This is a genomic window from Streptomyces lydicus (assembly GCF_004125265.1).
Classification (GTDB): domain Bacteria; phylum Actinomycetota; class Actinomycetes; order Streptomycetales; family Streptomycetaceae; genus Streptomyces; species Streptomyces lydicus_C.
Genome location: NZ_RDTE01000003.1, coordinates 3,692,628 through 3,715,754 on the forward strand (window position 1 = coordinate 3,692,628; position 23,127 = coordinate 3,715,754).

The 23,127-nt window shown below is 65.7% G+C and carries 18 protein-coding genes and 2 pseudogenes; 5 read left to right on the forward strand and 15 right to left on the reverse strand.

Going from position 1 to position 23,127, the window contains the following annotated elements:
* Positions 1-160 precede the first annotated feature (160 nt).
* Positions 161-313, reverse strand: a pseudogene (locus D9V36_RS42065) (GntR family transcriptional regulator); the annotation flags it as partial.
* A gap of 632 nt (positions 314-945) precedes the next feature.
* Here D9V36_RS42065 and D9V36_RS42640 point away from each other — a divergent pair.
* Both D9V36_RS42640 and D9V36_RS18520 read left to right on the forward strand, forming a co-directional pair.
* On the forward strand, positions 946-1,380 hold the full coding sequence (locus D9V36_RS42640; protein WP_277753593.1) for a NaeI family type II restriction endonuclease: 435 nt from the start codon (positions 946-948) through the stop codon (positions 1,378-1,380).
* A complete protein-coding gene (locus D9V36_RS18520; protein WP_129294770.1) occupies positions 1,377-1,880 on the forward strand; it encodes a very short patch repair endonuclease in 504 nt (167 codons plus the stop codon). Before D9V36_RS42640 ends, D9V36_RS18520 begins: the two co-directional genes overlap by 4 nt.
* A 44-nt stretch (positions 1,881-1,924) precedes the next feature.
* Here the strand turns inward: D9V36_RS18520 and D9V36_RS42070 are convergent, their stop codons facing one another.
* From D9V36_RS42070 to D9V36_RS18540, 5 genes are all read right to left on the reverse strand, one after another.
* Entirely contained in the window at positions 1,925-2,194 is a 270-nt protein-coding gene (locus D9V36_RS42070; RefSeq protein ID WP_241720923.1) for a hypothetical protein, read from the reverse strand.
* A gap of 33 nt (positions 2,195-2,227) precedes the next feature.
* Positions 2,228-2,449 carry a DNA cytosine methyltransferase gene (locus D9V36_RS42870; RefSeq protein ID WP_347239717.1) on the reverse strand — a complete coding sequence of 74 codons (222 nt, stop codon included), beginning with the start codon at positions 2,447-2,449 and terminating at the stop codon, positions 2,228-2,230.
* A 159-nt stretch (positions 2,450-2,608) separates the two neighbouring features.
* A complete protein-coding gene (locus D9V36_RS18530; protein WP_129294771.1) occupies positions 2,609-7,645 on the reverse strand; it encodes an FtsK/SpoIIIE domain-containing protein in 5,037 nt (1,678 codons plus the stop codon).
* The gene (locus D9V36_RS18535; RefSeq protein WP_129294772.1) at positions 7,642-9,048 is read right to left on the reverse strand and encodes a hypothetical protein; all 1,407 of its coding nucleotides are present in this window, start codon (positions 9,046-9,048) and stop codon (positions 7,642-7,644) included. Before D9V36_RS18535 ends, D9V36_RS18530 begins: the two co-directional genes overlap by 4 nt.
* A 44-nt stretch (positions 9,049-9,092) precedes the next feature.
* Complete coding sequence (locus D9V36_RS18540) at positions 9,093-10,925, reverse strand: hypothetical protein (protein WP_129294773.1); 1,833 nt, start codon at positions 10,923-10,925, stop codon at positions 9,093-9,095.
* Positions 10,926-11,420: 495 nt separating this feature from the next.
* Here D9V36_RS18540 and D9V36_RS18545 point away from each other — a divergent pair, with 495 nt between their 5' ends.
* A complete protein-coding gene (locus D9V36_RS18545) occupies positions 11,421-12,566 on the forward strand; it encodes a DNA cytosine methyltransferase (RefSeq protein ID WP_164992976.1) in 1,146 nt (381 codons plus the stop codon).
* Here the strand turns inward: D9V36_RS18545 and D9V36_RS18550 are convergent.
* From D9V36_RS18550 to D9V36_RS18590, 9 genes and pseudogenes are all read right to left on the reverse strand, one after another.
* A pseudogene (locus D9V36_RS18550) lies at positions 12,560-12,770 on the reverse strand (transposase); the annotation flags it as partial. The gene D9V36_RS18545 and the pseudogene D9V36_RS18550 overlap by 7 nt on opposite strands.
* A 232-nt stretch (positions 12,771-13,002) precedes the next feature.
* Entirely contained in the window at positions 13,003-13,800 is a 798-nt protein-coding gene (locus tag D9V36_RS18555; RefSeq protein WP_164992977.1) for a phosphotransferase family protein, read from the reverse strand.
* Positions 13,790-14,272: an NUDIX domain-containing protein gene (locus D9V36_RS18560; protein ID WP_129294776.1), complete on the reverse strand. Its 483-nt coding sequence runs from the start codon at positions 14,270-14,272 to the stop codon at positions 13,790-13,792. Before D9V36_RS18560 ends, D9V36_RS18555 begins: the two co-directional genes overlap by 11 nt.
* A 39-nt stretch (positions 14,273-14,311) precedes the next feature.
* Complete coding sequence (locus D9V36_RS18565; RefSeq protein WP_129294777.1) at positions 14,312-15,904, reverse strand: hypothetical protein; 1,593 nt, start codon at positions 15,902-15,904, stop codon at positions 14,312-14,314.
* Positions 15,901-16,935 carry a glycosyltransferase family 4 protein gene (locus tag D9V36_RS18570; protein WP_129294778.1) on the reverse strand — a complete coding sequence of 345 codons (1,035 nt, stop codon included), beginning with the start codon at positions 16,933-16,935 and terminating at the stop codon, positions 15,901-15,903. The genes D9V36_RS18565 and D9V36_RS18570 overlap by 4 nt, the downstream gene beginning before the upstream one ends.
* The gene (locus D9V36_RS18575; protein ID WP_129294779.1) at positions 16,920-17,417 is read right to left on the reverse strand and encodes a hypothetical protein; all 498 of its coding nucleotides are present in this window, start codon (positions 17,415-17,417) and stop codon (positions 16,920-16,922) included. Before D9V36_RS18575 ends, D9V36_RS18570 begins: the two co-directional genes overlap by 16 nt.
* A gap of 74 nt (positions 17,418-17,491) precedes the next feature.
* Positions 17,492-18,577 (reverse strand): hypothetical protein, encoded by a 1,086-nt coding sequence (locus D9V36_RS18580; RefSeq protein ID WP_129294780.1) that lies wholly within the window; start codon positions 18,575-18,577, stop codon positions 17,492-17,494.
* A complete protein-coding gene (locus D9V36_RS18585; RefSeq protein ID WP_129294781.1) occupies positions 18,574-19,989 on the reverse strand; it encodes a protoporphyrinogen/coproporphyrinogen oxidase in 1,416 nt (471 codons plus the stop codon). The genes D9V36_RS18580 and D9V36_RS18585 overlap by 4 nt, the downstream gene beginning before the upstream one ends.
* A 56-nt stretch (positions 19,990-20,045) precedes the next feature.
* A complete protein-coding gene (locus D9V36_RS18590; protein ID WP_241720924.1) occupies positions 20,046-20,420 on the reverse strand; it encodes an ATP-binding protein in 375 nt (124 codons plus the stop codon).
* 411 nt (positions 20,421-20,831) lie between these two features.
* Between D9V36_RS18590 and D9V36_RS18595 the strand changes: the two genes are divergently transcribed.
* Together D9V36_RS18595 and D9V36_RS18600 are read left to right on the forward strand one after the other, a co-directional pair.
* Positions 20,832-22,229, forward strand: a complete 1,398-nt coding sequence (locus D9V36_RS18595; RefSeq protein ID WP_206739691.1) for a hypothetical protein — start codon at positions 20,832-20,834, stop codon at positions 22,227-22,229.
* Between the two features lie 26 nt (positions 22,230-22,255).
* A complete protein-coding gene (locus D9V36_RS18600; RefSeq protein WP_129294783.1) occupies positions 22,256-22,828 on the forward strand; it encodes a GNAT family N-acetyltransferase in 573 nt (190 codons plus the stop codon).
* The last annotated feature ends 299 nt before the right edge of the window (positions 22,829-23,127 follow it).

The following is a 23,127-nucleotide window of genomic DNA, read 5'->3' on the forward strand; positions in this document are numbered from 1 at the left end:
AAGCTGAGGAACTCCTTGAACTCATCGTCCGACAGTCGGCCACTCTCCGTCTGGTCCATACACCGAGGCTAGATCACCGTCCCAGCCCCCAAGCTCTGAGCTTGGGAATCACCGATGGTCCCAGCCGTGCGGCGAACTCGGGCTGCGGGCCCGGTCCCAACTAACTGCTGATGGGGAGCTCGTAGACAATCTCGCACGGAGCAGCGGGGACGACGATGTCCGCTGTCTCCACGGGGCGCTCCTCGTCGCTGCAATACATCCGCCGAATGTGCGTGACCAGGCCGACCCTCTGGATGCCGAGGAGCGTTTCCTCCCCGGTACATGGACCGGCTGCTGAAGCGGCGGCTCGACCGCGGCTGATCCCCCTGACCACCCGCGTTGATGCACCCGTAGACGTCAGAAGCCCCAGGCCACCACCGGCCCGGGGCTTCGTCCCTGTTCAAGCTCAGAGCCCCCTGTCGGATTCGAACCGACGACCTTCGCTTTACAAGTGGGGTCGGATCCGTGATCAGGGGTGTTGGATCAGGCTGGGTGGTGCTGTCCTTGCAGGTCAGCACCACCCGGCCTGATGCTGGGTCCTGCTTTCGGGGACTCATGTCCCGCCGTCCGCTCACGCATCGCTCACGCAGGAGAGGGCTTTCGGCGCGACGGGATTTGAACCCACGACCTCTTCATCGCGAACGAGGTTCGGGTGGGATCGCGGCCAGCACGGAAGGCGTTCGTGCGTGTCACGCCGTTGGCGGGAGCGGGCGTCGCGTGGCCCCGCGAGGGCTCGGGGAGCGGGTCGGCTCCCAGGTGGCTCCCAGGGGCGCAATCACTGCTTCGTCCTTCGCGACGTGTGCCCGCAGGATCGTTGCGTTCGGGAGGTGTGTCGGCGGTGATTGGGGGAGCTGAGCTCTGGCGCGCTGCGAGGCCGGTCGCATCGGTGAGCCGGTCGCCTCCTTGATGCAGGCCAGCAGTGTGCGGCGCCCGCCCATATTCACCGGGCGCCTCACACCGTTTGATCGTTCAGCTAGCCTCGCTAACGCGGCTGATCGGTCATCGCCTGCCCCGCGGCAGGTGCCGGCATTGAGTGGCGCTGTCGTCGCCACGGTGGCGATGCAGGAGGACTACATGAAGCGCGTCCACTACCACGGTGGCTCGCGCTCAAGGCTCCAACCCCGCGGAATCGTCATCCTGGGTCACTACTCCAGCCACGGCCGGATCGCTGCAGCGCTCAGGTTGCCTGTACCGGGTTCAGGCGAGTCGGTGAGTGCCAGGCTTGCGCCTGCCCGTCCCCACTATGGGGAAGGGCCGAGAATAGAGCTGGACAGACAGGAATGGGTCCTCGCCAGGCCGGACGACCCAGAGGAAGCTGTCCCTAAGCTGTCGGAGACATGAGCGAGCAAGGACAACCAGAAGCACCGGCCGAGCAGTGGACACCGCCGGAGGGATCGTGGGCGTCTTCGGCTGCGAACCGGCGGAGCATGCTGGGCAACCGGAATCGCAATACCGCACCCGAGCTGCTCCTCCGCTCGCTTGTCCACGCCGCTGGACTGCGCTACCGGGTGGCTGCAAAGCCACTCCCGAAGATGCGCCGCACGGCCGACATGGTCTTCCGTCCTGTGAAAGTGGCCGTCTTCATCGACGGCTGCTTCTGGCACGGCTGCCCGGAGCACTTCGTGATGCCCAAGACGAACCGGCCGTATTGGGCAGACAAGATCGGCCGGAATATCCAGCGCGACCGGGACACAGACAACCGCCTCGCGGAGGCAGGCTGGCTGGTGCTCCGCTTCTGGGAACACCTCGAACCAGAGGCGTGTGCCACCACTGTCATTGAAGCAGTGGCCGCCCGGCGGCAGGAGGCGGAAGCCTCGAAGCATCCGAGGAAGACCTCCTGACCACCGTGTCGCTGGCGGCAGCGGTCAGCTGATCTTCGCCTGGATCAGCGAGAAGAGTTCGTGCCGCTGGTGGCTCTCTGGCCAACGAACACCTTGAACTCGCCAAGCCTGTAGCCGAGGGCGCCGCTGGAGCGCTTGCCCCTCTGGATGACGAAGTCCCGCTCCAGGTGCGCGATGTGCCGCTCTACTTCCGGCTCGAACATACGCAGCCCGATCTTCTCCCGCCGGCTGATGATCTGGTCGACACCGATGGGGCGCTCCATTCCCCGTAGCAGCTTGTAGACGGGGTCGTGGACCACCTCTGTGGTTTCCACAAGCTCGGTGCGGGAGCCCTCTTTGTGCAGGGCTCATGCGATGGATCGGCCTACCGCCTCCGCGACAGGCGGTGGAAAGGCGTTGCCCACCTGCCGGTACGCGCTGGTCTTCCGGCCCTCGAACACCCACGTGTCCACCGGCTCCAGCCCTGGATCCGGGCAACCATCTCGCCAGTCAATTTCGGTCCGGGGCTTGCCTTCAGCCGGCTTCCCCCCAGGCACTGGGGCCTGATCGCTAATTCCGAGAGCGTCCACCCCCAGCTTCGCCCATGCTGCCTGGGCGCGCGTAGGCCCAGATCGGCACCGCCGTGCTTATTTGCCCCCAACGACGTTGAGGCCGTTGTCGTTTGCCTTCTCCGCCGAGCTGCGAGCGCCCTCCCACACGAGATGGAGCTGATCAATGGCGGAGCCTGGTCAGCTCCCGTCGTAGGCAACCTGCACTCGCACGGTGCCCTTGGCCGTGTGCAGAAAGGCGTCGCCCTGTCCGGCCAGAGCTTCGGCTCCGGTTTCGTCCAGAATGATGCGGCTGTCGGTCGCAGTCTTGACCCGCAGGGCGAGTTGGGCGGGGAAGTTGGAGCGGATGGTCGTCGAGATAACGTCCGCGCTTGGTCGCTGCGTGGCTGCGATGACGTGGATGCCCGCAGCGCGGGCCTTCTGCGTCAGACGCTTGAGCAGCGCTTCGATTTGCTTCTTCTCTTCGGAGTCGCTGGTGAGGTCGGCGTACTCGTCCAAGACGATGACGATCCAAGGCTTTCGGTCTGCTTTGTCGACCTTGGCGTTGTACTCGACGAGCTTGCGTGTGCGGATCGCCTTCATGTCCTTGTAGCGCACGGCCATCTCTTCGACGGTTTCCTCAAGAATCTCGATGGCGTCGGCGGCGTCCATACCGATCACGCCATCAAGGTGAGGGTCGTCCTCGAAGTCAACAAGCTCGGTGCCCTTGGGATCGACGAGGCGGAGTCGCAGGGTGCTCTTGTCGTACCGGACCAAGCCCTTGAGGATCGTGTCCAGGGCGACGGACTTTCCTGATCCGGTAGTGCCGGCCACCAGCAAGTGCGGTGAGTCCGCGGAGGACAGGTCGATGGTGACCGGGTTGCCTTCGATGTCGGCGCCCAGCGGGGCGACGAGGCTCTCGGGATCGGCCGGGCACCGCTGCCACAGCGCCTTGGCGTCGACCCCGTACTTCTCGTCGTCGATCTTGGGGATCTCGAAGAGCACGGAGCCGCGGTCACTGCGGGTGCGAATGCTGAACCCGGAGGGCAGTGCCAGGGCCAGGAAGATCTCGTCGCGTCGGTTGGTCAGCTTGTCCACGGTGACCCCAGGATTGGGGATGAACCGGAAGATGTAGAAGCCAGGTCCTTCCTGCCACTTGCCGACCTCCGGGGGGGTAACCGTGACCTTGTGGCGAGCAAAGACGTCGACGACCTTGTTGTATCGAAGCCTCAGTTCCTCCTCGGGGAGCCCACGGCGGCGAGCCTTCAGAGGGACAGGATCTACCTCTGCGGCAGGGTGACGCACAACTACCGCGCTCGGCACGGGGGTTGGAGCAGTCGCTCCGACAACCTCGACAGGTGCCGTCGGTTCTTCCAGGGGCAGTTCGGTGGAAACGCCAGCTGAGGAGGTCTTGACGGCAGTGTCGGGGACCTTCACGGTCCCACTGAGATCCCCAGAGACAACAAGGGGATCGGCATTGGTGGGGTCCTGGTTGGCGCGCAGAGCGCCGATGAGATCTAGCAGCTCGTGCTTGTTCAGCCTCACCAGGGTGTGCTTGCCGAGGCTTCCGACCGCGGGGGCCGGCTGGTCGTCCTCGGCTGAGATGGCCACGGCGACGCCGGTGACTTGACCGAGCTGGACATCCTCGGAGCGGAGGGCGTCGAGGACCTTCGCCTCAACCTGACGGTGGTCGTCATTACCGATCATGGTACGAGCTGGAAGGTCGGCGGCCTGTAGGGCATTTCCACTGGTCTGAGCGATCGCTGCGGCAAGCTCGTCCAGCCAGAAGGGACGGTCGTGGCGAGCCTCGCCGCCCGAGCGGAAGGCATCCTCGCACAGGTCGGTGGTGCGGTTGAGCTGTTCCTCGGCCGAGCCGACGTCAAAGTTCTGGCGGAACTTGGACTCAGCGACCAGGACATCCAGGCGAACCGTGCCGTCGTCCTGAACGGTCAGCACGAACCGGCCCAGATCGGCACGGGTTTTGTGTCCGCGGCCGAACCAGCGGTGGTGCTCGTCGAAGCTGATCCAGGTGACCAGGCTCGTGCCCTGTTGAGGGACGGGAAACTGCTGGTCGATAACAAACCGTGTGGCGACCAGGCCGACGACTTCGTTGACTGTGGTGCCGATGCCGAGGGAGCGCAGCACGGCGCCAGGGGCCACATTGCGGCCGACCTCGTAGATCCGTTTAGAGGTGCCTTCGGAGCCCTGCGGGGCGACGACGCCGATCTGTTCCAGGCGGCGCCGCAGTCGCTGGACTACGAACTGCCGGCCGGTCTGCGAGCTGACAATGAGGGTGTAGGACTCGTTCTTTCCGACACTGGGCTTGACGAGGATGACGTCAGGGCGGTTGCGCAGGGCATCGATCTGCTCACGGCCGATGAAGCTGTCGAGGGTGACGACCCAGTGGGCCACGCGGTGCAGAGTGGCGAACAGGTCCAGGTGCTGGTCGAACTGCACCTGCATTTCAAAGTAGTCGATGCCGTCGACACTCTCCCGGGAGACCGGGGAACGGCGGTCGTAGCGCACGCACAGGGTGGACCAGGACTCAAGAGTCTCGTCTGCGGTCTCGGGCAACAGTGCTCTCACGACGTTTTCGCTGGTCTGAGCCAGGTTGTGTGAGGCCGGGTGCTTCCAGGGGTTGAAGGAGCCCGACAAGGATTCCTTCTTGGTGCTCTCCTTGATACTGGTCTGGGTGCCGAACAGCGCCGGAGCCAGGGCGAGGTCGATGGTGTCTTCCAGCCCTGACAGGTCTGCTTCCTGGTCGGGCTCCCATGCCTGCAGGATGAGTTGGACGTCGGGCAGGAAGCTGTCCTCGGACATCTCCGCACCGGCGAACTGCAGGTCGAAACCCTGGATGATCTCGTGATGGGTGGACTGGGGAGCCAGCACAACCAGATCAACTTTCAAACGAGGGTTCTTGGCCCGTACCTGCTTGGCCATGCGCATGGGCAGCACAGGGTCGCCGTTGCGGTCCAGAAGCAGTACGCGTAGGCCGTCAAGCTTGTGGGGGTAGGTCGTCAGGTAGTCGGTGATGACGCGGACCATCTCGTCGATGGCGGTCTCGTCGACGCTGGAGAGCCATTCCTTGGACTCGTTGCCGCCGTGGCGGACCGGGGCGTACTCCTCGTGCCCGGCCGATTCACGCATCGGGATTGCGATCGTGCCGCCGGGTCCGACGAGGACCGCCGGTGTTCCATGTGGAGAGATGCGGTCAATGGCGTCAAAGAAGAGGTCCTCGTTCTCCTGGTTGAGGCTCAGACCTCCCTCCTTGTTCAGGGCGGTCTTGATGCTGCCGGCGGCCTCCGCGTAGTTCTTTGCCAGCCAGCGCAGCTTCAGCGGGTGGGTGGCCAGCATCATCATGCGGTGATCGGCCAGTCCAACGACATCGGTCAGGACGACGGCCTCAAGGTCTGCGTTCGGAGCGTTGTCGGGAACCAGGGTGGTGCGAGCTTCGCGGACTATGACTTCCCACTCGCGTACGTAATCATTGATGTTCCCGGCGTCAAGCCCGTCGAGGAACCGCTCGAAGTGCTCCAGTTTGAGGCGCTCCAGCTGACCGGCGAAATGTGATGCGGGAACGGGCACAGGCTCGTCGACCTGCCACTGCCGGGGGTCATTGAACTTCTCGAGGAAGGCGTCGAAGGTCAGATTGGTGGCATGGCCAGGGGGAGTTCGCCAGCCGTGGATGAGAGCCGCGAGTGCGATCTGCCCAGGGATGCCCAGGGGGTCCCAGCGAAAGCGTCGCTGAGCGGCGCCGTCCATCTCGACCAGGATGCGAAGTGGGGCCCACTCGGTGTTCGGTTCAAACGGCTCGTCTTCCTCCGGCAGGGCCGGCTTGGTCAGGTCCAGCAGGTAGTCCTTGACTTCCAGGGTCAGGCGAAGACCGGTGGAGTCCTGGACATCACGCAGGGTGCGTGCGTACAGGAAAGCGAACAGCCAGCGGCTCCACCGCCCGGCTGCCTGGTTGCCTTCAAGCCCGACGACGACGGAGCCTTCCTCTTCGTCGGAGAAGTAGGTCAGCTCGCGCAGCAGGGCACGCAGTGGGTCCTGGACGAACTGAGAGTCCGGGAAGGCGAGCTTCTCGACTTTGCGGCGCGACCGCTTGGACAGCAGGTCGGCCAGCGGTTCGGCCCCACCGACGGGAGCCTCGTCAAGGAAGCGCTGTGCGGATTCCTGGTCTCCGCGGTCGAGCGCGTCCTCGATCATCATGGCGTCGAACTCGTCGACCCGCTCTGCGTCGGTCCTCTCGATCTCCTGCCGGACCTGCTGGCCCAGGCCGATCTTCTTGGACTTCTGCTCGAAGACTTCAAGCCAGAGGGTCAGGTCCTGCTCGCAGCGCAGCTGGCGAGGATCCTGCGGGGTAGGACCACTGCGATTGAGGTTGAGTACGAGGCTGCGCATGCGCGTTTTGGCAGTCTCGGAGTCCGTACGGATGTGGTCCAGGGACTCCTCACTGAACTCGGTCGTGGTGATGCGGTCTATCAGGTCGTCTTCGGCTATCTCCTTGCCGGTGGGCTGCTTGAAGGCACTGACCGAGACGTTCTTCTTGATCCGGGCGGACAGTGCAGCGGGCTTGACGAAGAGTGCTCGGTCCGGGAAGAGGTCAAGAGCGGGCAGGGCTGCAGAGATCTCGGGGTAGACCACGTCAGGGGTGTGGACCTGAGTTGCTGCGACCTTCTGCGCGGTCTCGACGAGGAAGGCCGCCCAGCGGTGCAAGGACCGGGGCTCCTCATCGGTGATGGCATGCCAGATCTCCGGCAGAAAGGTGACCATCAGGGCCGGAACCGTGCCGATGCCACCCGCCTCCTGCCATGCTTCTGCCATGAGCCTGTCGAACCCCCGCTCACCGGAGGCGTCGTGGTAGTCGCCCAGGATCGTGGCATCGTCAAGGGCGTTCATGGCCGCCAGTCCCTGTGCGTCCGGAGACTGCCCCCACTCGAAGAGCAACACCGCCGTACCCTGTCCCGAATTTCGCCACTTGGTCAGCTGGTCCTGCGGATCCAGTAGGTAATCGACAGGTACGCCTTCGATTGGCTCTGAGGTGCCGACCTTGACGACAACCTGACGGTCCGGCGACTCTGCCAGCCTCAGGGCTGTGCGACGCAGAGCCTCGGCCACCGTCGGCCGGTCGAACCCGCTGACTCGCAGGACGGCACGGGCTCCGCTGATCTCATTGACCTTGCGGAGTGCTTCGTCGGCGACGAACCGACCGAGCGCTCGGATGCTGCTGTCGGTCACCGGGGCTCCCCTCGAACCATGCTGGTTGCATCTGAATATTGAGTGAGCAGACCGATAGCGGACAGCTTCTCCCGGAACGCCTTGCCGTTGCGGTCAAGGACCGATGCGTCGACCTCATAGGCCAACGGGCTCGCAGCCGGGACCTTGTTCTCCACCACGAGCCCGTACTTCTCGTACAGCAGCGCGCAGAACTGGTCGAACTCCATCTCCGTGCCCTGCGGGACGGTGGCAGATACCAGGCCCTCAAGCATTGGCGGCTTCATGGTGAAGTGTCGGCGCCCGACTGTCGCGTTCAGGGCCCCCACAGCGGCGAGGGTCTCGCTGAAGAATGCTCGGGGCGAGGCGACCGCGTTGCCGGCTTCCTTGGTAAATCTTTCGTAGCGGCGCTTTCTGACCTCGTCGCCTTCGGCTTCGATTTCGTCGATCATTTCCCGAGCCTGGACGTTGATCGCGTTGACGATGTCATTGCGGAAGCCGGTGAGGTTCTTCTGCGACTCTCTGCGCAGCGGGGTTGCCTCGTTGCCGAAGTCCAACAGGACCGACTCGCGATCGGTAGCTCCGAGCTTCCGGCGTGCGAGTTGCAGCTGGTGGCGCGCCAAGCAGTAGGGGACCCAGTGCATGAGGCTCTCGGTGCGCTTCGCCCTGGGGACCGTTGCAGTCCGAGCGACGATGTTGCGAGCCCCTTCCCTCAGCAGATCAGGCCACGGGCTGAGATCCTCATGCAGCTTGATTTCTGCGTCTGAGCCTTCCACGGGCGCTTCGTCGTAGTCGAAGTCGTGCGTGCTGAGGGCCTTGGCAAGGTTGCCCAGCGGGGTGCCGCTGTCCTGCACGAGGTCGCGCAGGCCCTGTCGGGTCGCTTCCTTGCGGTCAGGATCAGAGTCGCTGCGTAGGACCTTGTAAGCCCAACTGCCACCATCGCGGAAGAGGTAGCGCTCGATACTCGGAGCATTGATGCCAGCGGCGACTTTGTCGGCCTGCTTGCGCTTCTTTGCGCTCTTCTTGGGGGAGGCATCGCTTTGCTTGATTCGCCGTTCGACTGCGTCGTAGTGGATAAGCTCACCGATGAACGGATAGATGTGCGCGCCGAACCAACTGGGCTGGCTCCGACGCCCGGGGATCTCGACCAGCAGGGACGAGAACAGGGCGTGGAGCGTTTCCATCGTCTCGGGAGAGTCCAGCTCGACGGCCTTGCCGAGTTCCTCGTCGCCTTCGACGATGCGGGCCTTGGTCGCGATCCGCCGGGCCAGGTCGTGCGAGGTCCTTTTGTAGGCTGTTTCGGTTCCGTTGTCCAAGAGTCCTGCGAACTGCTCCGGGTCTTCCCTATGTGCCAGGTAGACGCCGCGGGCGATCGCGAGCATCTCAAGCGGGACGTAGAAACCGCGACCCTGCTGTTCGAGATTCACCCCGAAGAGACGAAGGACGACCTCTGCCTTGGAGCGATCAGCCATCACGCACGCACCGACCTGATCTTGTCGCCGACGTCGATCATGAGCTTTCTCATGACGTTGCCCACCAGTACCTGGATCTCGTCGTCCTTGTTTGAGGAGTCAGCCAGCTCTGCCAAGGATCCACTCAGGCCGCGGATCTCTGCCTCGTGCTGGACCTCGCTACGCAGGCCTGCAGCCCACCGTGTCAGCAACTCGAAGCGCAGAAGGCTCGCTTCCACCGAGACCGCGTCCTGGTCAGGGTCAACGGCCGGGATGCGGATGTAGATGGCCCGGTTGAGCCACTCGACGGCGTTCTGCATCTCGGGGGTGGCGCCCGTGCGGCCTTCCTCTTGCCACTGGGTGACCTGGTCGACGACCTCGACGCCCTTGCTGGGCACTCGCCGGGAGATCACGGCTGCGCGGGCGCGATGGGTGAAGAAGGCGGGGTCAAGTATGAAGAAGTCAGGGTTGCTTCCCGCCCGGTGGATGCCCTGGACGGCCTCCAGGCCCTTGAGGAAGCGGTCTCGCACCCTGGTGTCTGCCAGGTCCCGGTTCTTGTCCTGGACACTGACGAAGTCGTCGCCGGCCTGCAGGCCCATGCGGGCGAACCGGTCCTTGTTGTCTTCACTGTTGAAGAAGTCAGCTCGTCGCAGGAACGTGTACAAGCCCCGCAACTGCTCGGCCTGCTTCTGGACGTCTCGATTCGTACGGACCTTCTGCAGGTAGCTGCTGGCGTCCGCGGGAGGGAAGTCGCCGGCCGTGTCCGGGTCCAGCCGGTCGTCGACCTGGCGACGGGAGACCTTGCCCGGATCCAGCTTTCGTAGCGCGAAGAAGGCAGGAACCAGATGACGCTGTTGCTGAGTCAGCCGGTCGCCGAAGAGCGCCTGGTGGTACAAGTAGGGAGCCTGCCACAACCTGTTCGAGTGCGACCGCTGGTACTTGGCATGGACGTTCTCGCAGGACAGGCCACCAGTGAGCATGTAGCTGGTCACCGACAGAGCCTGACGGGTCGTGACTACGGCCCCGGTACGCTCGGCCGCGGCGAACAAGTCCCGGATCGCGGCCCGGCGCTGAGGCCCGCGTGTGGCATCGCTTAGCTCGTTGCGGTTGGCCAGGATTGGGCAGATCTTCCGCGCATCACAGGTGTCGCAGGGCTTCCAGCGCGACCATTGCGTCGTCGTCCACTGCTTCAGAACCCAAGGGATGAGCCCGCCGTTGGGGCTGTCAGCAGCTACGGACTGGTAGTTGAGGTTGATGACAGTGACTGTGCCATCGGGGTCACTGACCTGCCCGCGGACAATGCCTGCCGTGAGGGTCTCCACCAGAACCTTGGCGCGCCCGGTGCCGCCTTTCTCGAGGTTTTCGTCTTCGGCCACGCACTTGCGTAGCTGGCCCTCGTTTGCGCAGATGATCGCGATCCCCTCGTCCGGAGGGTCAAGTAGCTCCACGAGCTTGTGAGCGCCCGCCTGCACGCTGAGCTCGCTGAGATCCCTGAGGATGTACAGCGGGCGTCCACTACGGGTCTGGCCGATAGGGCAGCTGGCATCGCCAGCCTCGGACAGCTCGCGGAAAACTGCCTTCCGGACATCTGGTGTGATCGTCTCGGCATCGATCCGCAGCTCAGTCAGCAGGCTGGCGCACAGGCTCGTCTTGCCATGCCCGGCATCCCCGGTCAGGACGATGGTTTTCGTGGTCGGTCGCTCAATGGCGTTCAGCAGGTAGTTCAGCGTCACGACGGGGAACAGTGACTGGGTCCAGTCTGCCTGCAGCTCGTAGATCATCTCAGAGGTGTCGACGTCGAACGGCTGGTAACGACGTATCCGTTGGACGTGTTTGTTGACCTCTAGCGGCATGCTGCTGTCCTTTGTCGACCGAGCCGGGAGCGCTGCGAAATTCTAGCTGTCAGCGCTCCTGACGGTAGTTCAAATTCCTTTTCAGGGCGCTGAAGTACGCCTGGTTCGCCAGTGCGTGGCTGCGTCGGGGATCTTGATCACCGTGCTTGGTGCTGAGGCGCGCGATGTTGACTGCGATCGCGTTTAGGACGTGCGGGACGTGGGCTTTTGGCGACGCCGTGGTAGCAACAGTGCTGTATTTGCAGGCCGTTGACGAGCTTGTTCGGGGTGTCCGTGATGCGGGAAGGTGAGGCGTAGAACCGACGTGATCGGCACGTCGGGCGGCGCTCAGTTTTCGGTCTGCCGCTCGTGCTTGTCCTTGATCGAGTACGATGTCGGCTCGTTCCGCCAGTTCTACGAGCAAGCGCAGATAGGGGGTCACACGTGGGCGAGCGGTACCCTCTGCGGGCCAAGCGGCGGCCGAAGTTCGAGGAGGGCCTCGGCTCCCTGCGAGTCGTGGACCTCTTCGCCGGCTGCGGTGGCCTCACCCTTGGTATAGCCCAGGCAGCCCACAAGCATGACGTCTCGCTCGATGTTCGTCTCGCAGTTGACTTCGAAGCAGCTCCCGCCAAGGTCTTCAAGGCCAACTTTCCCAAGGCCAACGTCCAAGAGGGAACCGTCGAGTCCTACTTCGACGGTGATCTCGGCGCCTCGTTGACCGCTCAGGAGGCCGAGACTCTCTCCATGGTGGGTCAGGTGGGGCTCCTGATCGGCGGGCCGCCGTGTCAGGGGCACAGTAACCTCAACAACCACACCCGCCGCGATGATCCCAAGAACCGACTGTACCTGCGTATGGCTCGCGCCACCGAGGTTCTGCGCCCCAGTGCAGTCGTCGTCGAGAACGTGCTGGCCGTTGTCAATGACAAGCAGCAGGTGGTCTCCCGCGCCATCGTCCACCTTAAGAAGCTCGGATACGATGTCGCCACCAGCCGCATCGACCTACTCAAGCTCGGGGTCGCTCAGACACGCAAGCGCCACATACTGCTGGCCGTCCGCGAAGACGCGCTGCCTGCTGGCGTTTCGGCCGTTGACCTGCTCCAGGTCGAAGACCACGATGCCACACCCCATGATCTGCGTTGGGCGATCGGCGACCTGCTCGACGTTCGACCGAAGTCTTTCTTCGATGAAGCTGCCGTACCCAACGCGGATAACCAGCGGCGTATGAAGTATCTCTTCGACAACGACGAGCACAATCTGCCGAACGAAGAGCGCCCCGAGTGTCACCAGGGCAAGCACAATTACACCTCAATGTATGGCCGCTTGTGGTGGGACCGTCCGTCACAGACCATTACCAGCGGCTTCGCGACGATGGGTCGCGGACGCTTTGTCCACCCTGGTGTCCCCCGATGTCTGACCGCCCACGAGGCCGCGCGGATCCAGGGATTCCCGGACTATTTCAACTTCGTCGACGAGAGGGCCAAGCCTCGCTACGAGCTGACTCGCACCGAGGTTCAGGTCATCATCGGCAACGCCGTGCCTCCGCCTCTGACCGAGGCGCTGACCTCCAAGCTCTTCGACGCCGGCGTTCTGCAGGTGAAGGATGACGCTCCCCAGCTGCTTGAGGACGACTTCGCTGCCGCTGCTGTCGACCTCGCCTGCTGAGCCTGCAACGGCTTGATGCCACACTTCCACAGCAGGCGGCGGTACCTGTCGAAGTCGTAGCCGCGGTCGGCGAACAGCTGCCGGGGCCGGTGACGTGGCTGCCCCCGTTCTGCCGAGGATGCGCGGGATAGCGTCCAGGAGTGGCATGAGCTGGGTGGCGTCGTGGCGGTTGCCGCCGGTTAACGCGAAGGCCAGAGGGCTTCCCGGCAGTCTGTGACCCCCAAGGCCTCCTCAACTAGCGGCAGAGGGCACGGACATGGGCCTATAACAGGGGCACGTTCGTAGCGGCCGGAGATCAGTTGGAAGAACCGGTTCGCTCCTTCCGCGAGCTACGCGGTCGAACTCCTCCGTCAGGCATGCACCACGGTGGCCGTCCCTCCCTGGAGCCTGCCCGTCCTCGGCTCCGCACCTCGCCCCGGTGACGAGGATGCCTTGCTCACCTCCACCTGAGTAGCCTCCTGGCTGCGTGTTCCCGTACGACGCGGTCTGTGCTCAGTGCGGCGTCGGCGAGCAGATGGATGCGCCAGTACAGATGGAGTCGGCCTTCGGCCGTGGCGTCGGCCCGACTGGCGAGTGCAAGCACGGGTGTGGGGTCGTCGAGGTCGAGGCGTACGGCGAGGCGAGCGAGGTCGGACCGATGGTCGCCGAAGATAGCCAGCTCCCAGTCGATGAGCAGTCGGAAACCAGCGGGATCGCGAAGGAGGTGGCCCGGCTGCAGGTCGTGATGGAGCAGCACCGGCTGGATCGCGTTGTCGCTGGCGTCGACTTCTTGGTGGAGGCGTCGGGCCACGGCGCGTAGGGACGGGGCGGCTGCCGCGTACATGCGCAGGCGGTCGCGGACGTAGTCGGTCCAACTGCGGTGTTGTCGAGCGCCGGCGAGGCGGCCGAAGTGCGCGCCGGGGATGCGGTGGATGGCGGCCAACGGTTCGGCGAGCTCTGCCAGGAACCTGTCGATGGGCACAGGCTTCGCGTGTAGTGCGGCCTGTGCAGTCCATGGAGGGGAGATGCTGCCGCTGGACGCGGCGAGCAGCTGTGGAGCCGGGGCACGGTGTCTGGCCAAGAGGCGCAGAGCAGCGGCTTCGTTGGCGGCACGGCTCGGGTCGCCGTAGTGCTTGAGGATGTACGGCGTCGGCCCTTCCACCGACCAGACGCAGTTGGCCTGGCCGGTGGTGATCTCGCGGGCGCTGGGTGGGACGCGGCCGTCGATACCGTCCATAGCGCTGTCAGGCGACATCGCCGAGGTAGGTGCCGGGGGGCTTGGGCGCCTCCGTGAGCGAGGCGATTGGCTGGCGGATGGCCTGTGGCAGCAGGTTGAGGGCAGGGACTTTGCCCAGCGGCACCCATTCCAGGCCGGTCTGCACCTCGTCCTGGGCATGGCCGCCGAGCTGGCCGGGATCGCTGGTGGGGGTGCACAGGAAGATCGCTTCGATGCGGTGGGTGTCGGCTTCACTTTCGGGGTGGTCGTGGTTGGCGCCGATGTATTCACGGAGCCACAGCAGCCGCTCGACGGTGACGGTCAGGCCGGTTTCCTCGTCGACTTCGCGAGCGACGGCGTCGCCGAGACTCTCTCCAGGATGTTGGCCGCCTCCAGGGAGGAAGTAGCACTCTTGGTCCTCCCAGACGGCACGCATGAGGAGGACCTGGTCGTCGTGGAGGACGACGGCTTTGGCGGAGGTGCGAATTTCGGCGGTGGAGGGCTCGGTCATGGTTCTGGTCCAACTTCCTCTTGCGGATTGGATGGTGCTTCAGCGTTCAGTCTTACCGAAGGTCGTCGCGTGTCCGGTGATGCGACGGAAGATCATCCGCCAGGGGCCGGCGAGGCGGATGAACGGTTGGGCGGGGCTGCTTGCGATCAACCCTGCACGGCGACCACGTGTGGGGCATGGGGCGGCAGCGACGCGGCAGGTCGGGGGAACGACCGCGGCATGAAGGGCCGGGGCCAGCTTGATGAGTCGTGCTGTCAGGACGGGACCATGCAGCAGGACCCCCGTGAGGGCAAGCACGAAGCACAGCGGACCGGCCCAGAATGCGGAGATGACCACGGCGGCGATCAGCGGGGCGCCGGTAACCCAGGCGATCTCGTCGGCCCATTCCCGGAGTACCAGGAGTGCCTTGCCGATGCGGGTGAGGTCGCTCGGCAGGTGAGCGACGGCCTTCGCATGGCGGTCCGGCCGGGCTGACGTGTGGAAGGCGAGGGCGTGGAGGTTGGTCAGGCCGCGTGGCTCGGTATAGGGCTCGTCCAGGACGGCGACGGTGGCGGGTGCGATGTCGGCACCGAGGAGGGAGAGGCGGTGGCCGGTGCCCAGATCCTCCATCGGTTCGGGGAAGCCACCGAGGGTTCGTAGGGTCGGCAGGTGGACGGTCATGCCACAGCCGACGCCGTAGATCATTGGCCGCAGCAGTGTCCTTATAGATCTTGGGACCTGGGTGGTGGTGAGCCATTGCGTCAGGCGGACTCGGGCGAGCTCGATACCGAGTGAGCGGCGGAGCTGGTACAGCCATTCCCCCGCCAGGAACAGGCCGGTGGCGCCAGACGGAAAGGGGCGTCGGCCGAGCAGTGGCAGGCGCTGCTGCTGGATCAGGGCCGGCGGCCGGCCGGTGAGCGCCCTGTGGCGAGTAGCCGTCTCGGCGAAGGCGGTCAGCGTACGGACATCCGGGATGGCGTCGGCGTCGTAGACGCAGAGAAAGGTGTTGTCCGCGTCGTTCTCGTCGTGCCAGCCGAGGGGGCTGAGGATCTCGTCGAGGCCGTCGACGGCATGGTTGAGCTGTCCGGCCTTGCGTCCGCCGGTGTCAGGTTGGTGCAGGTGTACCAGACGCAGTCCGACGGCCCGCTGGTTTTGGGCAAGGGCGGCGACGGCTTCGCGTGTCGTGGGCTCTGCGTCGTACAGCTCGGCGAGAAGGGGGAGGCGCTTCTTCCTGGGAGCGGCGTTGACCTCGTCAGCGACGTCGCCGCAGCGGGCGCGCGGAAACGTCCCGCGCAGTTGTGCCTCGGTGAGGCAGCTGGTGTCTGCCAGTGCCGGAAGGCGATCACGGTCGCGCCGGCGGGCGTTCTCTTCTCGTTCGGTGGTGATGGCGACGACCACTGCACGTTCTCGTGGGTAGTCGAGGGCCGTGAAGGCGGCGATCGTCTCGGGGGCAAGGGTTTGCTCGCGGAGCATGGGCAGCAGGACCACCAGCCATGGCCCGTCCTCGCTGGCCGAGACGGGGCCTCGGCGTGCGTGGTCCAGCAGCCAACGGGAACAGAGTTCGACTGCGACGAGTGCCCAGAGCCCGCGGGCCAGCAGGAGGGCGAGCAGGACGGGAACGGCGTAGTGGAGCCACAGTTCGGCCAGCATCATCGTTCGTCCTCCAGCAGGCGGTAGACGGAGCGAACTTGATCGGCGATGCGCGGCCAGGCGAAGAGCTCGGCGCGCTCCCGGGCCGCGGCACGTCGTGAGGCGTGGGCGGCGGTGCCGAGTTCGTCGAGGAGGGTTTCGATGGCTTCGGCGGCGGCAGCTGCGTCACCGGGTGGTGTGAGCAAGGCGGCCGGGCCGTGGCCCGTGTAGTACGAGATGCCGCCGGTGTCGGTGGCGACTACCGGCGTTCCGCAGGCCAGGGCTTCCAGGAGGGCGTTGTTGGCGGTTGCGTCCGTCAGGGGGAGGAAGACGGCCGCGGCCTGGCGGTAGAGCTGGGTGAGGGTGAGTTCGCTGATTCCTTCCAGCACGCGCACGGCCGGGTGCCAGGTGCGCCGTTCGGCCTGACGGGTGACGACGGCGAGCTCAATGTCGTTGCCGTGCCGTTGATGGAGCTGGTCGTGGACCGTGTCCAGGACGTCCCAATCGCGCAGCCACCAGCCCACAGTCAGGATCAATGGTCGGCCGCCGGGCTTCGGGACTCCTGACGGCGTGAAGGCGGCGGTGTCGATGCCGTGCGGGATCAGGTGCACGCGCTCCTCGGACAGGTGGCTGGCAAAGAAAGCCAGCTGGTCGGGGGCGAGGGCGATGATCTGGCTTGCGTGTGCGGCGAGCCGCCGCCAGTTCGTGGTCGGCATGAAGCGGGCCAGGTGTGCGGGTGGCTGGTGATAGGTGACGGCGGTCGGGCCCGGTCGGTGGCGGGAGAACCAGAACTGCTCGTCGCCGTAGAGGATGTGGGCGGGACCGCGTCTGGCGAGGACGCGTGCATCTGTGGCGAAGTGTTCGGCCGGGTAGAACGGCAGGGGGCAGCGGCGGCGAAGCCAGTGATGGGCGGCGGTTGCGATCTTCTGGCCGGTGATTCCCCGTGGCGCGGTGATGCGCTCGGCTTCCGGCAGGTAATCAAGGAGCCGGTCGTAGCCCCCATGGTGGCTGTGCCAGGGGACGCGGACGGCCGAGGCGATCACGGTGTGCGGCACGGTGCCACCGCCCTCGTAGCTGGGGGCAGCAGACTCATGTCTCGGAGCGCCGGTGCAACTGCCGTGGATCTGGTGAGGTGCAGCACGGGCAGCTCATGCGGCTTGTTGGGGCCGAGATGGTGGCGCCAGCGACGGCGGTGCTGACGGTGATGGGCCGGGCCCCAGAGGAGAATCGAGTCCCGGGCGAACAGATGCCGGATCGTCTCCCGGTTGCCGGCGAACAGCTCCTCGCGACGGGCGGATCGTCGTAATGAGCGCTTGAGCAGCCGGGGCAGGCAGGTGCGCAGGGGGAGGTCGAGCCAGATCGCCAGCTCGGCGTGGTCCAGCAGCATCTCGCCGACAGGCCCGCCGTAGTTGCCATCGGCGATCCAGGTCTCTGCGCTGAGCGCGTCCCTGGCCCGCTTCTGGAAGATCACGGCGTCGACGGGCGTCCAGCCCGCTCCCCAGAACAGGTTGTCGAGGTCCAGGTGAGGCAGTCCCATGTGTCCGGCAATCTCGGCAGCGAGGGTGGATTTCCCAGAGGCCACGGGACCTACAACGGCGATGCGTTTCGGTATCACGTGAGCCTCCTGGCAATGGTGTCGGCGAGGCGTTCCAGCAAGTGGGGAATGCGAACGCCGGCGCTGACCTTGAAAACCGGGACTTTCGCTACCAGGTCGTCCAGTACCTGGTCGGCCTGAGCACGCAGTCCCTCCACCGACCGGCTCCGACAGGCAAACCACGGGTGGAGCCAGTCCTCGTCATCCGGGGTGCAGCACGCGGCGGCCAACTCGGCACGGGCGGTTTCGCCGTGCAGCCCCTGGATGCTGAGCGGGGTGTCATCGTCGCGAAGCCGTGGCAGAAGCACGAGGCGCAGTGGAGCGCCCTCGTGGACCTGGGCCGCGAAGGCGGCGGCGAAATCCCGCGGGGTGCAGCTCGCCTTCTGATCCGTACCGAACGTGCGAGGGAGCACCCGGTGCGGTGGCAGGGCCTCGCGCGGCGTCAGAGCCGACAGTGTGCCTCCCGCGATGCGGATGGACAGTGGGACACCGATGACGTCGGCCGCGTTCTGAGTGAGCATCGCGCGATCGGAGGCCACCAGGTCCGCTCGCCGATGGCAGGCGAGAGCGGCGAGCACGGTGGTCTTGCCGGCTGTGGTGGGTCCGGCGATGAGCACCCCGCTTCCGTCGATGGACGCCGCGGCGGCATGGAACGCGGTCCAGCCCCGGTCTTCGCCGCACCGCATCACGACTTCCCGGACGATGCGCAGCAGATAGCACTCTCCGCGATGTGCATCAGGGTGGAGGACGATGTGCAGGCGCCCGGCGGAGTCGTGCGCATAGAGATGGTCCTGGCACAGGTGCGAGCGGGGATGAGGGCGCCACCAGTCCACGTCACCCACGCGCGACCGCAGATACGGCTCACCGCGGAACGGCTCGACGCACCGGCTTTGCACCGTCTGGAGGCGGGCGGACCGGTCTGCGAACAGCTCACGGTTGTGGCGGATGCGAATGCTGGACAGCCGACCACAGGGTGGGGCCAGCGCGGCCTCGGGGACGAAGCTATGCAGGTGAGTGCGCTGTTCGACGGCGAAGTCCTGGTCCACCTCGACATCGAAGACGTGTCCGGCGAAGGTGACGGACGTCGTCGTGGTGGTGGTCATGAGCGGCTCCCCGCGGGAACCGTGTCCTGGCTGCTGAGAAGCTCCTCGGTGGCACCCGTGACCAGTCGGCGTGCGATATCGACGCCCATCTTCACCGCGTGGTCCATGTTGCCGATCTCGTACCGCCAGGTACCGAACCGGCCGCGAGGGTAGATCGCTTGGCCTTCCAGCCACGGCACCGTCAACGCCAGCGCCTCGTCCCGGTCCAAAGTGGGGATCGGGTAGGCGTACGGGATCATCTCCACATGGGCTGTGGCCAGCTCGGCCAGCCCGGGAACCAGGCGATGTCGCCGCAGCGCAGCATCGGCGGCTTTCACCAGGGCACGCTGGTTGACGCGAGTCCCGGGCATCACGGAGATCTCCGTCATCCATGAGCTGAAGGCGGTGGTGTCGGCGCCGGGGACGTTGGCAGGCGCGTACTTGCTGAAGTTGGTGGCGCGGTAGAACGGCACGTCGTCCTCTGGGAAGTAGAACCATGACCGCTCGTCCAGGGTGGGGGCTCGGTATCCGAGGCCGACCATGGCGACGGTGGTGTGCTTCAGCCGGCGAGCCGCCTCTCGCACGTCGGGTGGGCTCGTCGTCGTCATGACTGCGAGTCGGTCCAGTGGCATGGTGGCCACGACCTGGTCGTAAGGAACCGCCTCTCCGCTCTCCAGCCGTACGAGGCAGGCGCTCGGGTCGATCGACGTGGCTGGGGCACGGGTGCGGATTCGGTTGCCGAGGCGGGCGCCCAGTCGTCGCCAGATTTCTCCAGTCCCCCCGGCGGAGGGGAAAGCGAACGTGGAGTTCGGCCCCCACTTCGGTGCGGGGGCTTTGACGCCGTAGAAGGCCGCCAGGATCTCGTCGAGGTCGACCGGTGCCACTCGCTCCGCGACCCAGCCTGCGCTCATCTTCTCTGGTGAGATCGCCCAGACCTTGGTGTTGTACGGGGCGAAGAAGCGCTCGACGAGGCCGCTTCCGTACTGGGACTGTAGCCACGTCGCGAAGTCGGTGTCGGTCGGCAGGGTCTGTTCGCGCTGTTGGCAGGCGTGGGTCAGCGACACCAGGCACGCTTCGGCGTCAGCCTGCGGCAAGCAGTGGAGGTACTGCTGGAAGGGGTAGGGCACCCAGCGGTCGCGGAATCGGATGTACGAAGACCGGTCGTGGTGCAGCAGTTCATGCGGGGCGAAGAGCTCGCCCAGGATCCGGTCGAACTCTCCGAAGTGGGAGAAGACCACGTGGCCCCCCAGGTCCCAGGTGAAGCCGGCACGATCGACCACGGATGACGCCAGCCCTCCGACGGTGGGCGACGCCTCCAGCAGGGTCCAGTTGCGGTGGCCGAGCCGGTCCAGCTCGCTCGCGCACGCCAGTCCGCAGGGGCCGGCACCGAGGATGACGACGCGGCCGGGTAAGGGATCTCGGGCTTTGAGCATGGATTCCTCTTTCCTGTAAAGCCGTTCGTGATCGGTGTGAACAGGTCGCATCCCCGTCAGATCTCGCCTTTGGGCGTGCGAGGGTTGGGAGAGGTGATCTTGAAGGTGATCCAGACGGTCTTGCCGATGCCGTGCTGCTCGTCCACGCCCCACCCATCGGACAGTTCGTCCACCAGGAGCAGGCCGCGACCCGAGGTGTCATCAAGGCGCGGATGCTTCCGATGCGGCCGGTCCGCATCCTGATCGTGAACCTCCAGCCGAACCACCGATCCACTGATGGCGAGCCGTGCCCGAAATCCGAATCTTGGCGGACCTGCATGTACGAGCGCGTTGGTGGCGACCTCTGACAAGCACAGACACACGTCATCGAGGCGATCCCGGACTCCCCAAGACGACAGAGCCTCGACGGCGAACTTGCGTGCCTCGCTCACGGACGAGCCGTGTGGAGAGAAGGTCCGCTCGCACCGCAGGGGCGGGCCGCTGTCGCTCCAAATGGCCTCCGCGCTCCGAATCGCGGTACGGGGCTCTGCCTGTCGCCGCATCGCGCTGTCTCCTGCTGCTGGCATTGCCGGAACACCACCTCGTCGCTCGCGTTCAGGCCGGGCATCGAGCCTGACGTCCAAGCGGGGCGCCTCACCACGACATGAGTGCCGACGTCTGATTCGGGCTTGGCGGAGTGGACGACATGGGTACCGTCACGTTGCCGCCGTCTCCACCGTCATCTCCTCGCACACGGCAGCTCGCACTCCCGTATGCGGCATTGCAGGGCTACCGTCGAACCGACGAGCCGACCGGAACCCATCGGGGGATTGATGGCTCAAAGGCCCACTCTTCTGCGGACATTGATCACCAGGCGCCACTGGCAGGTATTCGAGACCTTCAAGCTTCACTTCGAGCGCACGGCCAACGAACTCGCCGAACAGGACCGTGATCCGACGCTTGTCGGGCTGACGGTGTCGAAGCGGCAGTTTGAGCGGTGGTACGGGGGCGAGGTGAAGACCCGCCCCTACCCGGCCTTGTGCCGGGTACTGGAGGCGATGTTCCGACATCCCGTCGATGTCCTGCTCGGTCCAGCGGACGAGGGCAGTGCCGTTCCCCAGCTTCGGCTCGTCATGCCGACACGGCCGCCGTCCCCTTCGCTCGAACCCAGAGAAGGCGACAGCGACTTCGACGGCATCGAGTTCACCAGCAGACCCGTTCCAGGCGACAACGCCGGCCGGAACACGTTAGAGAGGCAGGTCGCCATGGCAGCTCGCCGTGCATTCCGCTTCAGCGCGATGGCAGAAGGCAGCAACGTAGGTCCCGAGACCCTGGACGAGCTCCACCAGGAGGTACGTCGTCTAGCCGCCTCCTACCCCCAGCTGCCGCTTGCCCCCCTCCTCGGCGACCTCGTCGAAGTCCAAGACCTCTCCTTCCGCTTCCTCGAACACGGCCATGTCCGCCCCGGCCAGGCCCGCGAGTTGTACCTGCTCTCCGCCATCACCTCCGGCATGCTCGCCAAGGCCAGCCACGACCTCGGCGACCCGCGATCGGCCATGACACAGGCCCGCACCGCCTACGTATGCGCGGACAACGCCGACCACCACGCCATGCGCGCCTGGGTCCGCGGCCTGCAATCCCTGATCGCCTACTGGGACGGCCGACACCAGGAAGCCTCCAAATACGCTGCCCTCGGCATCTCGCAAGTGGCAGGCGTAACCGGCACCAGCGCCGTATGGCTGTCTTGCTTGCAAGCCCGTGCCGGAGCCGCGCTCGGCGATGTGGCAGCCGTACGGGAATCCCTCACAGAAGCCGAACGGGCCCGCGATGCGGCGTCCCCCGACGACCTGGACGAGTTCGGCGGCATCATGACCTTCCCGGTACCACGCCAGCTCTACTACGCCGCCGACGCCACCGCCTGGCTGCCGAACGCCCCCGAGGCGGAGCATCAGGCTGAAGCGGCCGTCGCCGCCTACCGCCAAGCAGAACCCGAAGACTGGGCATTCGGTGACCAGGCCGGCGCCCACACCGACCTTGCCCTCGCCCGCATCCACGCCGGAAGCCTCGACGGTGTCGACGAGGCCATGCGGCCCGTTCTCGACCTGTCCGCCGATCAGCGCATCAACGGCATCGTTGCCTCGGTGCGGCAGGTCCACACCGCGCTTCGGGATCCCCGGTGGCTCACCGCACCCGAGGCTCGCACGACACGGGAGGAAATCGAGGCGTTCACCGCGGCCCCTGTCGCCGCCCTGCCCAGGTAACACCGCCCGCGAGTAGGGTCCCGACCATGCACCCGGTCGACATCGCAGGCCCCCGGCTCCAGTTGCGCGAACTCACCAGCGACGACGTGGACGCCGTACACGCCATCTACGGCGACGCCGAGGCCACCCGCCACCTGAGCTTCGAACCCCGAACCCATGAACAGGTCGGGGAGATCGTCGCCCGCTCCATCGCCTCCTCCGGCGAGCAACCCCGCACCGAATACGCCCTCGGTGTGGTCCGCCAGGAGGAAAGGGACCTGGTGGGCTTCGCCCGCCTGGCGCTCGACCCGCACGCCCAGAAAGCCGCCACCATCGGCTTTGCCCTGCACCCCCACACATGGGGCGCGGGCCTGGGCACCGAAACCATTCACCTCATGTGCGCCCTCGGCTTCAACCACCTTGGCCTGCACCGCATCTGGGCCGCCCGTGCACCGCTGAACTCTGCCTCCGCCAGGACCCTGTTACGCGCCGGCATGACGGAGGAAGGCCGCATTCGGGAGCACGTGTTCGCACGAGGAGCCTGGAGGGACTCGATCACGTACTCGGTTCTGGATCATGAATGGCGGGAGTCAGACGGATCCGCGACGGCCAACGGATGACTCCCGCCACACAGTGACCAATCGCAGAGCGCCCACCAGCCATGACCGCGGCATGCGGTCATGGCCGGTGCATCAGCACTGCATTCGGTCCGCCCCCTACCCGGTCAGATCCACGGAGGCGCTCGGCCTCATCCCTTAAACCAGGGCATGGGCTCGGGCGGCGGTACCACCATCATGCCTTCTGTGCCGAACCCCCAAGTTGGGCAGCGATATCTCGAGTCGCGCAGCGGGTTCTTGAAGTTGCCCAAGCCATCCAGCTTCATCTTGCCGAAGACGTTCTTGAAGCCACCGGCGTCGCC